Below are 13931 nucleotides of genomic sequence, written 5' to 3' on the forward strand. Positions count from 1 at the left end.
TTCTTTAACTTTATCCTATGCAACAAGAACTTGAAAAATTAAAATATCCAATCGGTAAGTTTTCTATACCAGCTACAATCGACAGTCAAGTGCTGGAGGAATGGATAAAAACGATCACTGAATTTCCTTCCCGCTTAACATCCGAAGTTGCTGGACTTTCCGAAGCCACATTAAACAAACAATACCGTCCTGAAAGTTGGACTATTCGTCAAGTGGTACACCATTGCGCAGATAGCCATATGAACAGCTTCCTCCGTTTCAAATTGGCTTTAACAGAAGAAAATCCGACAATCAAGCCTTATGAAGAAAACCTATGGGCAGCATTACCAGATACAAAGATAGCACCTATTGTCAGTTCGCTCAAATTATTGGAAGGTCTACATGAACGTTGGACAATCCTGTTGAGAAACTTAACCCAAGAACAATTGGAGAGAACATTTATACACCCACAAACCAAACAATTGATTTCATTAAAAGTCAATATAGGGATTTATGCATGGCACTGTAATCACCATTTGATGCATATCCTCAATGCCAAAAATAATAAACTATAAGGTTATCACTCATTATATAAGCGAACAGTGTTACGATCAAATAAACTCATTATTTTGCCAATTAAACATGATCATTAGGTAGTAAAGGATACACTTTTTTGTTATATAATCTCTAATGATGGTTCAGTCAGCATTTTATTTAGCTAAGCAAGAAATTTTTGAGACAAGAGTATAAAAACAATTTTTGCATTAACAAACAATTTAAACAATGAATAATAAACCACTAGTAATCATTTTATTATTATTATTTTTATTAAGTTGTAAGCAAGAACAAGCAAAGCAAAAAAAGCCTATTGTTGTTGATACGATAACAGCGCAAACAAAAGCAGCTGTCTTGGATATCAAATCCCCTACACCATCATTATCGAGACTAGATAGTATTGAACGCACAAACAATAAAAGTGTTTTGGAATCTGGAGATCAAGTAACCAAGGCTTATGTTCATCTTAACGATGGTGGTGATAGCATCATTCGATTAAATGCCAATATCCGGATCGATCATCGGATCTTTGGCTATGCACAACCTGATACACAATCAAAACGTCTGTTCTTATTTTCTATCTTTACAGATGATGTCGAAAATAATCCGTTTGATCTTCCATTGGGAGCCTATTACGAAACCTCTGCTATGGAAGCCAAGAAGTTGAAATACATCAATACCACAGGTAATTTCGTTAAAGCAATGTTTATCGATGCTAACAATAATCCTGGGCGCACCCTTTATTTCGAGAAGAAGTGGATAGAAATCGAATAAATACGCACACGTCAGAAACCATATGACATGAGCGTTGTAATATGGTCAGCGATTTCTTTGCAACAATCAGCCGCAATGATGAATTCAAATTATTGACCCGATATGAAGTTATCACAGCTATGCTTGCCGAAATCTTGGAATATCTAGGCAGGCATATTTACAACCAGTATCCTCACCATGTCCAGTATTCTTATTTAACAATATTTTAAAGCCTTGACACAAACGATCGGACTCAAAACAACTAAATACACGTCTTAAGAAATTCAATCTCTTAAACAGTCTCTTTAAGGATCTTCCGTTCGCTAGGAAGGGATACTACAGGGTATAAGCATAGATAAAGCGTTATTCAAGAGAGCACGATATTTGGAGATGATAAGTGCGTACTAAGAGCGTTGATAGTGCGTTAAAGGTATACTTTTAATACTGTATGTACGCTTAGTCTACGCTTATACCCTGCTTAGTCCCTACTTATCCCCTGCTTTAGCCCTACCTAGGAATAGTATGGAAGGTAGAGAAATGTCTCGTCCTGAATTGGCTATACATCATTTGATTGATTATCCTAGATTAGCTATACACCTTGTGCATACAATCCTATAATAACTATACACTATTTTCATAGTACTGAAATGGCTATACATTCGGATATTTCAGTAATGTAGTTAATTTTTCTCTGCTTTTTATGTTTGCTTCATTTCTTGTATTTTGAATTGGATTAAGCCTTCGGCGACTTCAGTTGATATAGCGGTCGAAGAGTCCCCTATATCAATTGAAGTGCTGTTTTTAACATTTGCACTTTCTTGTTTTTTACGTTCCCAGTTGACTTTTCTGTAGTTTTTCCAATTTTTGTTTAAGAACCCGGTTTTTAGATGTGCCTGGTTTGGGGTAAGTGATTCACAGCTGTCATGGGGCCTAAGGTTATTATAGATGTTGATGGCATGGTCTATTTTATCCCGTAATTGTATCATAGATCCCGTATTTCGCTCTATTTCAAACTCTGATTTAAGAATGCCGTTGATCCTTTCTGCAATGGCATTATCATAAGGACTTCCGTTCTGGGTCATACTAACGGCTACTTTTTGCGTTCTCAATATATCTATATAAGATTTACTGCAGTACTGTGACCCACGGTCTGAATGATGGACCAGCGATAAATGGGGTGTTGTCCTTTTTAATACAGCCATCTCCAGGGCCCCGATGCAACCTGCTGCCGAGAGATCATTTTGCACCCGATGACCCATAATCTGATGAGAATAAGCATCCGTGATCAAACTCAGGTACACAAATGAGTTGTTCAGGGTCAGATAGGTAATATCACTCACCCAGACCTGTTCGGCACGGATGATTTCTATTTCCTGGATCAGGTTGTCATATTTGTGCATCCAGTGATTGGAATCTGTAGTAATGCTGCGCCTTCGGCGCCTTTTGACAAGCATCCCACGGCTGCAGAGCAGATCAAACAGATAGTCCCGTCCTATAGATATGCCATGTTTCAACAACGGGTCCTTTAGCAAAAAATGCAGTTTTCTGGTGCCCAGCTTTGGTAGGTCAGCCCTGATCTGACCTACTTCCCGTAGCACAACATCCTGAAGAAGAATATCACGTTCAAGGCCCCACAGATAATCATAATGGGCATGTCTGGTCTTGCCAAACAGTGAACATAGTGTTTTAACACTTACATCCGGTTCCTGTAACCGGAGTGTGATCACGGTTTGGCCCCAAACTTTTTTCTGATGTCCACATGGAATTCTTTACTTGCAATATCAAGCATTATTTCCAGTGACCTGATTTTCAGCTCCGCCAGCTTTAAAGCATCGGTGGCAATATTAGAGGATACAAATTCTCTCTCTGCTGAGGGGATCTCAGCAGGCAATAAATCTATCAGTTCCTGCTGCCTGAGTTTATAATGACGGATCCACATATTCACTGTATCACGATTCCTCGCATTATATTTCAGCATCGCCTCCTCTATACTGATATGGCCCGAAACGATCTCCCTGGCTATACCCTCCCGTTCGCAAAGGCTACGTAGTTTAATCTTATTCTGTTGATAAGAAATACTCCCATATTGTTTCAACCAGGTATGTATAGATTTATAACTTATTCCATGACGGCTACAGACTAAAGCTAAATTCCCTTCACGTTCAACCTCGGATACCACTTCCCGTTTAAAGGAGTCTAAATAATATCGCCCAAATTTCTTGTCCGCTTTTTCTATTGACATCTTCTAAAGTACTATTTAAGAATTAATAAGTCTGATGTATAGTTTTTTTAGGACGAGACAGAATGAACAGAATTTGATTGATTATCCTAGATTAGCTATACACAAGGTGTATAGAATCCTATAATAACTATACATAGAAAGTCATATTATTCTGAAATAGCTAAATACAATAGATACCTTATTCGTACTTTCTTCTAACCAACTTCTAAGTTTCACTACAACTGGATCGCTGTTTTTCCGCTGTTGCCCCGCCTTTTTCCCGAGCCAACTGTGGTGAAAAAGTGGAGAAAGGACGGTAGAAGAGTACTGGAAGTTAGAAGAAAGTCCGAAGTTGGTTAGGAGTTGGTCTAAAGAAAGTTCGAGAAAAGTTTTTAAATGACTGGCTGAGAATATTTAAATAAATTATAAACATAAATATCTATACATCATATAGTTATGTAATTTATATGTATTTTTCAATAAAATAAATCTTTGTTAAGATAACATGATGTTTTGATCACCCTATCAGTAGCTCTGCATTATCATTAATTCATATTCTAGTTCAATTAATTAAACTATAAATAGCTGTTCCTTTTTCTAGATACTTAATTCGTCATATACTTGATGTAAAAATCAAAGCTATGATTGACATTTGAAGTAAATCCTCTCCTAAAAAATGTTCAATCTTTTGATAATAATGCTTTATTTTCGGCTGTGCTAAATATCACATAATAAACGGTTCCATTATTTAATGTAATTTTTGTAACGCCTATTTTTTTAAGCTCTTCTATACTTTCCACATCGCTTACTTTAAATGGCTTATCTAACTTAGATATGAAAAATGATTCATTTTCATAATATAAATCTTCTAGTTTATAGTAGATTCCAAACTGTTTTATACAGAAGAAGCTAAAATATAATTATAATAATTAATAAAAATATATTTAATGGATAACCACCAAAAAAAACAGAAAGAATAATAAGGAAAATTCCTACTGCAGTACCAAATACAGGGAACACTCTTCGAATTGACGTATCAGATATTGTTAATAACATATAATTAAAATAAGTTGCAAATATTGAGAGTTTAATTAACTATTGCCTTCTTCTGATCTGAGATAACAATATATTAATAAGAACACCTAATTGCTGCCAATCAAAGTTCTAATTGCTATCAAAAGTAAGTCTTACTCAATCTTTTGATAATAACGCTTTATTTTCTGTCGTGCTAAATATCACGTAATAAATAGTTCCATTATTTAATATAATTTTTGTAATGCTCATTTTCTTTAGGTCTTCCACGCATTTCACATCATTTACTTTAAACGGTTTGTCCAATTTAGATGTGAAAAATAATTCATCGTCGCAATATAAATCTTCCAATTTATAATATACTCCAATCTTTTTTATAAAAAAGGCAGATATAAAAAAATATGAATAAAAAGTAAAAAAAATTATATTAATTGGATAGCTTAAATGAATAAGAAAAAAGAAAAGCATAATCCCTATAGTTATTAAAAATAAAGGAAATACTCTTAGAATTGACGTATTAGATACTGTTAATAACATAATAATTAGTTGGATTTTTTGGTACTTTCAAAAATACCAAGAAAAATGTCTTTGCTTACAGCGGATATCCTAAATCTCTTATTTTTTTTGCCAATAGTTCATTGACTCCCCCTTAGTTTAAATGTTCCAACGGGTCACTTAAATACTTTTTAGCCACGAGGTCCCAAGACCAAAATACAGCACTACATAAAGTTATAGGAACATATCCTTTCCATAACTACAAATCTATATCTGGTTGCCATCGTGCAGTTTTTAATTTCATTGGTTCTGATCTATTTCTAGACAAAGCCTTAGTTTTATTGGATTTAAGTGACCGCAGAAATAGTGAACACTTAAACCAGAGGGGGTTCATTCACAAAAAGACAACACAAAGAAAAAAATAAAATAGATAAATATCTTTTCATTAATTTTTAAAATTGAATATATGCGATCTAATAATTTTTTAGAAGAAGTATTTTTTAATCTAATTAACGCTGTAATATTATTCTTTCATAATATAGCGTTAAAATCTAATTTTTAGTCTGAGTTTTCAACACTTCCATTTCTTCTCTTAGCATTTTTAGTTCATTGTCCTTCTCAATCAAATACAATGTTAATTCTTCGATTTTTTTTAAAAGAATTTTATCCATTTCATTCAAAGAATAACCTTGTTTTTCGATATCTGTTGCTTTTGGAATTTCTGGAAGATGTCCTTTTTCCTTAACAAAACTAGCTACAGCTTCTAAGGTCTTTAATTTATAATCCTCTTTAAAAACATAATCAGGCCAATTGCTCGTTTCCACTTTTATTTCCTGTGCCCGAATATTGCCGTTGACTGATAAGGCCTCCTTCGGCGCGTTGGTACCAATACCAACAAAACCATTATATCCAACAAAAAATTGATCATTGAGACTTAATTGTCCAGCTTTTGCTTCAGCTCGAATTGTACCTCCACCATTAGGCAAAGCACCACTATATACTTTAGCAACATTCCAACCGTAAGTGTCCGATAACAAACTTAAACTACTGAGTTCTTTGGAAAAATTAACTTCAATAAAAGTAGTATCATTATCATATGTTAACCTGGCTCCAGTCCAAAAACCTGCTTTGCTATTTGATTTTATTGACAGACCTCCAGTGACCGTCCAATCTTTAAACCATTCAATATCCAAATAATAAGGTGCACTACTTCCTCCAATAGTAAACAGGGAAATTTTCCCAAATCCTCTTCCCTCTAATCCATCTACATGGGCAACACGTTTCCAACCACTTGCATTTACAGTTGCTGAAGCTGGTGTTTGGGCTTGTAGATTTGAGCAAGAGATTAATATAAAGAGTAATATTAAGTATTTCATTTTCACAATTTGATTATTTACTCTTAGACTCCAATTCAACCAGTTTTTGTTCCACTTTTTCTAATCTTTTATCTTTTTCAATCAGATGTAATGTCAGCTCTTCAATTTTTTGTAGCAGGATCTTATTCATCTCTCCTAAAGACACACCATTTTCTTCCACTTCAGAAGCTTTAGGAACTTCAGGTAAATGTTTATTTTCTTTTATGAATTGTTCTGTTTCCGTTAAAGAAGGAAGTTTATAATCTTCTTCAAATACATAATCTGGCCAATTGGTCGTCTCGACCTTGATTTCTTTTGCACGAATATTGCCGTTCACGGATAAGGCTTCTTTTGGTGTTGTGGTGCCAATACCCACATAGCCATCCATATAATATAGATTATTAACAAATCGTTGCCATTGAAATGAGGAACCATAAACAGCAGGGATAGCTGCTCCATTTCCGCTGGTAAAAACTTCTGCAAATACTTTGATTGAATACATCACTGCATGGTTAGTAAATACCCGGACAACATTATCACTCACCTCAAGTAAAGGATGGTTGGATATATTTCCGTTAGCACTTACTAACCTTAGTTTCCAAAGGGAATCAGGTAAGCTATACCAAACCAAATATTCAGCCCCAGTAGGTGTAGAAGTAGTCAGTATAGATAATTTTACACGATAAATACTCCCTACTTTTAATGATTGATTACTAAGATCAGTTAATTCAACTCGAGTAGTCGTATTTGCTAGAATTGTTTTTTCAAAGGAGCTCGATTGACCAAATGATAGCGTATATACACTGACAAATAAAAATAAAAGAGTAATGATTTTTTTCATTTATTTAAGAAAATTATTTATTTGATTTTTTAAGCTTGTCAATCTCTTTTTCTAATTTTAATAGTTGTTCAGCATTAGATTTTTTCTCCTCAATCAGATATAGCGTTAATTCCTCTATCTTTTTCAGTAAAATTTTATTCATTTCACCCAGTTCTACACCATTGGATTCTATCTCTTTTGCTTTAGGGACACCTGGCAAGTGCCCATTCTGATCGATAAAGGCTGCAACGGCATCTAGTTTTTTTAAATCGTAATCTTTTTGAAACACGTAATCTGGCCAATTAGCTGTTTCAACCTTAATTTCTTGGCTGCGAATTTTTCCGTTCACAGCTAAATCATATTCTCGTGGTGTATTAGTTTTGATTCCGACTTTACCAGCAAAGAAAAAGTCGCTGCTACCCATAGGGTTATTTAACAAGGAGGCAATCGTTGGTTCATTTCCATTCACTTCCTCTATGCGAGGTCCATAAAAATATTGTCGGTCATTTGTATTTTTATCATAATATAGATATGATCTGATATTATTACTGACTGCTCCAGAAGCAAATTTATAATCTATTATAGCACGTACTTTCTGTCCTGTTGTTCCATCATATATTCCTCCAAAGTGCTCCGTAGATGGATCATTACTTCCATGAACATAACCAACAACGAGATACCATTTATCAAGCTCTGGAAGATCTCCATTCCAAAAATAAGCGTTTGCATTGGCTACATCTGCTAAAGTATTAACCGCTCCACAGCCTAAATAGCTCGTACCATCGTTCGAGTTTGTTTTTTTTAACCAGATCGTATATCGATACATTTTTTGATGATTAATGGGAATTCCAACACCAGTAAAGCCACCATCGCCAGTATCGTCTCCACTCGGTGTTCCTTTCCATAATACTACTTGCGTACCTTGTGGGCCAATTCCCCATTCGCGTTCGTTCTCGCTTATAAGTCCATTCATACTAAACCCAGATATCGATCCGGAACCAATCACCCATTCATTCAGATTTAATAAATTTTGTGCCTTTGTGCTGCTTATACAACACAACAATAAAGTCGATACTAATAATTTACGATTCATATGGTTCATTCTGTTATTTAAAAATTAATAATCTTTTGAGTTATATTATTTCTTAGACTTTTAAACATAAAAAGCTCACACCTATTTTAAACATTCGGTTAATTTGAATATGATTAAATAGAATAATATTACAGGCTAATTAATAGAGTTTACTATTTAACGGTAAAATTAAATAAAATACCTGAAAAATTAATAATTTAAATCATTATTATTCTAATAAGGATATAGATTTTTTGAGAAAATTTTAAGATAACTTGTACTATTATTAACTAGAAAACTAGCTACTAATGCTTCTTGTTATAAACGCAAGACAAGCATCCGCAGATGCTTGTTCATTTTAATGTTATTGGGAAACTGCTTCGTCTATTTAGATTTATGAAATTTAAAGCCAACTATTGCCTTTTCTAATATACTTCATTATATACCTGAATACTTAGCAATCAAAGTCGTGATTACTGCCTGAAGTAAGTCCCTTTAAAGTTTACTCAATCTTTTGATAGTAACGTTTTATTTTCTGCTGTGCTAAATATCACGTAATAAATGGTTCCATTATTTAATGTAATTTTTGTAACATCTATTTTTTTAAGTTCTTCTATGCTTTCCACATCGCTTACTTTAAATGGCTTATCTAACTTAGATATGAAAAATGATTCATCTTCATAATATAAATCTTCTAGTTTATAGTAGATTCCAATTTTTTTTATAAAAAAAGCGAAAAAATAAAAAAATGTAAAAAAAACTAAACAAATTATATTAATTGGGTAGCCTATAGAAATAGAAAAAATAAAAAGAAGAATTCCAACAGCTAGCAAAAACACAGGGAACACTCTTCGAATTGACGTATCAGATATTGTTAATAACATATAATTATTTTTTTACTGGAACCATTTTCAAGATTACATTTCCTTCTCCAACAATTACGATCCCACCATTAAAACCACTTTTAAATTCTGCAGAAAATTTATTGCGGATCAACTCCAAACTGTTTTCCATACTTAATCCTCCATAACCAATAGTTCCAGATATTTTACGCTCAATTTCAACTCCATTTTTACGTAAATTCCCTCCATCGAACTCTGCAGTAAGACCATAATAACCCATACTCATATTTGTTGAATATTCTAACTCTCCGGTATGCAAACCAGTCCATTCCCTTCTCTAACAACCGTCTGTCCTTCACTCAGTGGCAAATGCTATTTATCATCTTCAATTCCTCTATTAGCTCTTTGTATTCTATAAAACTCTTCTGAACTTACTGCTGCCGTATAGTCTCCATATATTTCCTCAAATACCTTGTTTCTATTTTCGTAAGCATTGAAGATCCTTTCTCTAGCTGATTTATTATAGTGCTTAAATAGTTCTTTAGTATTCAAGTTATTTAAAACACCACCTTCAAAACTAAAGAGAAAAACAAGCAAGTTATCTAAGGCATTTAAAACTGCTTCCTTAGGATTACATAAAGTAATTCTAATAGATAAGCATAAATCATTTTGAATTTCAAGATCTATCCAGAAAACGTCATCCTTCTTATAAACATATTGTTTTTCATTTGATTTAACAATTTGGTTATTACTTTCCACGATTGTTTTAATCAACTCTTTTGAACAAAAGAAGAAGTTTATTGCCTCTAGTCCCATATATATTAAATTTAGTACCCTAATGGTGTAATTGATAAGTTGTGTTTAACCAGTTTGGAAAACCTACGGGCCCTCCAGTGTTTCTAATTATTAAAGGAGGTTTGAGTCCCAGTTGCATATGAGCAACAAATCGGTGATGGCCCTCTTCAAGAAAGATCCTTTCTCCAACTCTATAAGCTTCACTTGCTGGCACTTTAGCCCCACTTTGAATTAATGATTTATATTCTTCCACTTTTAAAGGATTTATATAATCTTGTGTTGGTAAAACTTCATTAAATTTCGTTCCAACAATATCCTTTCCCCCCTTAGCAGCATCATCCACCAGAGTTAAAGCAGGAGCAGCGCTAGTAACTGCCGTCATCGCTTTAGCTTCTGATGCAATTGGCCCCAATGCTGATGCAATAGTAATTACCCCTGCTGTTCTATATTCATTAGGATCAGCTCCGTAGCCTCCTAAGTGCCTCGCATTATTAATATTTCCAAACCCAGTAAAATATACGTACGGATCGTCAAATAAGCTGTATAATCCCCTAATAAAAAAAATTTTGTTATTTCCCCATGTCTTTAGGAAATTTTGTTTCTCTGGTGTTATTTGACTCTTATTGTAAAACCTCGTAATGACTACTTCATCTATAGTATAATGTTTAATTTTCTCACCACCACCATCAAATAAAGATTTAAACCATCCGCCAATATTCCATCCACCATTTGGATCAAATCCACTTACGGGATTGTTTCCCATTCCAACATATGGAGAGTTATACTGTCCGTAAGGATCCGTCGTCAACCAACGGCCGACTGCAGCATCATAATTTCTCAGTTCAAAATTGTTCCAGCCTGTTTCTTTATCCTTCTCTGCATACAATCCTTGATAACCGTATCGATTATCAATACCTCCTGAACGAACTTCCATTCCAAATGGATAGTAATCGGCGTAATACAGCACATCAGTATTTCCACTAGACAATTTGTTACGATTGACAACTGCCCGTGTATTACCCAAATGATCTGTCAACGTATAGCGGTAACTCCCCCCTTGTCTGATGAAGGTTCCCAAGTTGCCTGATCCATATACAGGTTGCTCGATCAACTGTAGTGCTCCTGCTACTCCTTGATTATCAAATATCGCCATCAATGAACCTCCAGCATCATAACTATACCAGGTATTCAGGCCAGTACGATGATCCTTTTTCAGGATACGATTGCCAGCATCATCGTACATAAAGCTAAGGATTATTGTTGTCTTTCCTATATCGCTGTAAATTTTGGTTACCTTGCCCGTTACATCATAATCCATATACATACCCACAGTTCCCTTCACTTGTGACGCCAACTGACCGATGGCATCATACGTATAGGTTGCATATCCTGGCACACTGGTTAGTTTATTGGTATTCGCCTGATAGGTATAGGTAAAGTTATCTGCTAAAGCACCTGCTACATTGGTACGCTGTAGCGCCAATATATTGCCGTGACCATCATAACTGAGTCCCTTTTCCTGGTTGACATTACTTAATCCCGTAAAAGTCTTGGTTGTATAATTAGGATTACCCCACGTGCTGTTCAACAGCTGTCCTTTAACATCATAATTAAACACATTCATCACAGCTGCATCCAGTCCAGTCACAGAACTAGGTTTCTGCGTTTGCCAGCTTAATCCGTTGATCAATCCCGCATATCGAGCAGGGGCAGTAGCATTCTGAATACTGTTGATATTCACTCCTGTACGGGAATAGTCATTTGCATAATATTCCAGATTTAAGCTGAATACATCCTTAGCAAAGCCATTACCACCATCCTTTCCTGGATCGTTTGCTATATCGGCATTGTTGATACTCTTCAGTTTTCCGTCAACCGTATAAACATAGTCCACCCCCTGTAACTTGTCTCCATATTCTATTCGTTTGAGTGCTCCCGTCAGGTAGTAGCTATATTTAGCATGCACAGCCTTACTGTTTGTATTGTCTACCGTATTGGTATATACAGCCTTTAGATTACCATTCTGATTATATTCATAGTAGTGGACAAAGGTCTCTGTCGTTGTGCCTTTCTGATAAATGGCTTTAACTACCCGACCGAATTCGTCATATGTATAATCCATTGTTTTGTTACCCAAGCCTTGAATCAATGAGATACTCCAGCTGATATTTCCATCTCCATCGTAGTTGTACCAAGTACGATTGACAAGTTTAGTTTCATCCTTCACATTACCTGCCAGTTGCGAATACTTCTCTGTATAACTGACTGCTCCACCAAGGAAATAACTATCCTGTACATAAGCCGTCAATCCATGCGATGCATTGACCTCATCATAATGGATCTCATTCACATCGCTCTGTGTACCGACTGTTGAAGGGAGACCTGTTGCATCAAGCATCACCTGGGAGATACTCTCAAATTTCACTCCTGTTGCTGATGGTAAGTATTCTCCTGACTGCAGCACACGTCCGTATTGATCGTAGTTCGTATAGCTGTAACTCCCTTTTTGTTTTTGTAGCGCATTCTGCGAGAATCGGACCTTTCCCTCCATATTATACTTGAGTTCGGATCTTCCCTGATCGGGTGAGGTATTAGCTGCCAATCTTCCCAAACCATCGTATTCATAGGTGTTAACAAAGGGAATACTTGCCAATGCTGCATAGCTGTTAATTCCTCCATTCAACAGTTTCTTAACACCCTCGGGTGGGATACTGGCTTTCAACCTTCCAAGTTGATCATAGAAGTTCATCGAAATCGTACCTAATCCCATGCTATAGTTCGCTGTCTGTCCACCAACTTCCGTACGCAGTTCATAAAGCCCCTTGTCTAGGGTAATTGCCCCTGAAGAAACTGTGCTTACCTGCTCATTACGAACATAATCCACAAGCGCAGAGGATGCACCGCTAAATGTTACTGATTGTGAGGACAATATGGGGAAATAAACATTGCCACTTGTACCTACCTGAATGCTTTTGTTTATGGTCAATTCCGAACCGCCCAATGCTGTCATCACTGTACGACCATCGATAGCGATTGAAATGCCTATGTTGCGATCTGCGTCAAGGCTCACAGCCATGTTTCGCTGTGCAGAATCTTGTAGAGTCCGACCACCAATCACAGCGTCTGTGAAGTACTTATTACGTATACTCTCATAAAGCGCTAGTTCAGTAGTCACAGGCACTGAAAAGCTGATACTTTCGTGCCCCTTACCCATCCGTAATTCGTTACCTATAGAAGCTGAACGGTTAAATACTCCGCTACCATTGGAGGCATCTGTATTCATGCTATAGGGATAACCTGTCACATCTTGGTATTTTTCCCAATTATTTCCAGCACTGTAATACCAGCCTAATGTACCTGCGGTGGTACCTCCCAGCAGATCCGCTGTATTGGTTTTGTCTACAGTCGTACTACCGTTCTTGTAACGTCCAAAGTTGCGGAAGCTGTATACTGTTCCTGATGTTGTGGTCGCAAAGTCATTTTTATAAGCAAAAGAAGCATTATTAATAGGTGCCGACAAAGTACTTCCAACAGCTTGTCCATACACTCCATATAGAGGTTGACTCGCAAGAACGTGTCCCGCTTCCAGGTTCCTTACTTGTTGCTGAATCGGCTTCCCCAAATCGTCATAGAAGACCTTTCCTTCAGAAACCACCTGTCCTAAAGCATTGAAACTACGACTTAGTATCCAGTTCATATCCGTATTAGCCTGTGGATTATTTGGTGCTAATGGAATCTGGAAACTGGGATCAACTTGTAAGAGTACATTAGATCCTTCCATCAGATGCACCCCGTTCTTCAATGTAATCGATTGACCACTTTTAGCAGTCAAGCTCTGTCCTGATTGAACAATGTAAGTGCTTTGTCCTACAGCCGGAAAAACAATTGCCTCTGGCGTATTGACCTGAGTCTGTCCCAAAGCAGTACTGATACTCAGGATAAAAATGGCTATATACTTAGAGATTGGAACCCTGAGAGTCCATATCTTTATGTAGTTTTTTCTTTTCATGCT

General features: G+C 35.9%; 11 protein-coding genes. 2 read left to right on the top strand and 9 right to left on the bottom strand.

The features are described from left to right. Positions 1-17: 17 nt before the first annotated feature. Both LZQ00_RS09965 and LZQ00_RS09970 read left to right on the top strand, forming a co-directional pair. Positions 18-554 (top strand): YfiT family bacillithiol transferase, encoded by a 537-nt coding sequence (locus LZQ00_RS09965; RefSeq protein ID WP_234509131.1) that lies wholly within the window; start codon positions 18-20, stop codon positions 552-554. Between the two features lie 208 nt (positions 555-762). After that, positions 763-1308 (top strand): hypothetical protein, encoded by a 546-nt coding sequence (locus LZQ00_RS09970; protein ID WP_234509133.1) that lies wholly within the window; start codon positions 763-765, stop codon positions 1306-1308. Between the two features lie 677 nt (positions 1309-1985). Here LZQ00_RS09970 and LZQ00_RS09975 read toward each other — a convergent pair. The 9 genes from LZQ00_RS09975 to LZQ00_RS10015 all read right to left on the bottom strand — a co-directional run bounded on the left by LZQ00_RS09975 (position 1986) and on the right by LZQ00_RS10015 (position 13928). Continuing rightward, positions 1986-3014 (bottom strand): IS3 family transposase, encoded by a 1029-nt coding sequence (locus LZQ00_RS09975; protein WP_234509134.1) that lies wholly within the window; start codon positions 3012-3014, stop codon positions 1986-1988. Further along, positions 3011-3529, bottom strand: a complete 519-nt coding sequence (locus LZQ00_RS09980; RefSeq protein WP_234509135.1) for a transposase — start codon at positions 3527-3529, stop codon at positions 3011-3013. The genes LZQ00_RS09975 and LZQ00_RS09980 overlap by 4 nt, the downstream gene beginning before the upstream one ends. Positions 3530-5586: 2057 nt before the next feature. Next, positions 5587-6411 (bottom strand): hypothetical protein, encoded by an 825-nt coding sequence (locus LZQ00_RS09985; RefSeq protein WP_234509136.1) that lies wholly within the window; start codon positions 6409-6411, stop codon positions 5587-5589. 13 nt (positions 6412-6424) lie between these two features. Beyond that, positions 6425-7231 carry a hypothetical protein gene (locus tag LZQ00_RS09990; RefSeq protein WP_234509137.1) on the bottom strand — a complete coding sequence of 269 codons (807 nt, stop codon included), beginning with the start codon at positions 7229-7231 and terminating at the stop codon, positions 6425-6427. A gap of 13 nt (positions 7232-7244) precedes the next feature. After that, positions 7245-8303, bottom strand: coding sequence for a hypothetical protein (locus LZQ00_RS09995; RefSeq protein WP_234509138.1), 1059 nt, complete (start codon positions 8301-8303; stop codon positions 7245-7247). 485 nt (positions 8304-8788) lie between these two features. Beyond that, on the bottom strand, positions 8789-9166 hold the full coding sequence (locus tag LZQ00_RS10000) for a hypothetical protein (protein ID WP_234509139.1): 378 nt from the start codon (positions 9164-9166) through the stop codon (positions 8789-8791). Positions 9167-9170: 4 nt separating this feature from the next. Further along, on the bottom strand, positions 9171-9410 hold the full coding sequence (locus LZQ00_RS10005; protein ID WP_234509140.1) for a hypothetical protein: 240 nt from the start codon (positions 9408-9410) through the stop codon (positions 9171-9173). Positions 9411-9496: 86 nt separating this feature from the next. Then, the gene (locus tag LZQ00_RS10010) at positions 9497-9940 is read right to left on the bottom strand and encodes a hypothetical protein (RefSeq protein ID WP_234509141.1); all 444 of its coding nucleotides are present in this window, start codon (positions 9938-9940) and stop codon (positions 9497-9499) included. 19 nt (positions 9941-9959) lie between these two features. Further along, a complete protein-coding gene (locus LZQ00_RS10015) occupies positions 9960-13928 on the bottom strand; it encodes an RHS repeat domain-containing protein (RefSeq protein ID WP_234509142.1) in 3969 nt (1322 codons plus the stop codon). Between the last annotated feature and the right edge of the window lie 3 nt (positions 13929-13931).

The sequence above is a fragment of the Sphingobacterium sp. SRCM116780 genome, from assembly GCF_021442025.1.
GTDB lineage: Bacteria > Bacteroidota > Bacteroidia > Sphingobacteriales > Sphingobacteriaceae > Sphingobacterium.

Coding starts and splice junctions, on each gene's coding strand:
- LZQ00_RS09965 (WP_234509131.1), top strand. CDS start 18: ATGCAACAAGAACTTGAAAAATTAAAATATCCAATCGGTAAGTTTTCT.
- LZQ00_RS09970 (WP_234509133.1), top strand. CDS start 763: ATGAATAATAAACCACTAGTAATCATTTTATTATTATTATTTTTATTA.
- LZQ00_RS09980 (WP_234509135.1), bottom strand. CDS start 3,529: ATGTCAATAGAAAAAGCGGACAAGAAATTTGGGCGATATTATTTAGAC.
- LZQ00_RS09985 (WP_234509136.1), bottom strand. CDS start 6,411: ATGAAATACTTAATATTACTCTTTATATTAATCTCTTGCTCAAATCTA.
- LZQ00_RS09990 (WP_234509137.1), bottom strand. CDS start 7,231: ATGAAAAAAATCATTACTCTTTTATTTTTATTTGTCAGTGTATATACG.
- LZQ00_RS09995 (WP_234509138.1), bottom strand. CDS start 8,303: ATGAATCGTAAATTATTAGTATCGACTTTATTGTTGTGTTGTATAAGC.
- LZQ00_RS10000 (WP_234509139.1), bottom strand. CDS start 9,166: ATGTTATTAACAATATCTGATACGTCAATTCGAAGAGTGTTCCCTGTG.
- LZQ00_RS10005 (WP_234509140.1), bottom strand. CDS start 9,410: ATGAGTATGGGTTATTATGGTCTTACTGCAGAGTTCGATGGAGGGAAT.
- LZQ00_RS10010 (WP_234509141.1), bottom strand. CDS start 9,940: ATGGGACTAGAGGCAATAAACTTCTTCTTTTGTTCAAAAGAGTTGATT.
- LZQ00_RS10015 (WP_234509142.1), bottom strand. CDS start 13,928: ATGAAAAGAAAAAACTACATAAAGATATGGACTCTCAGGGTTCCAATC.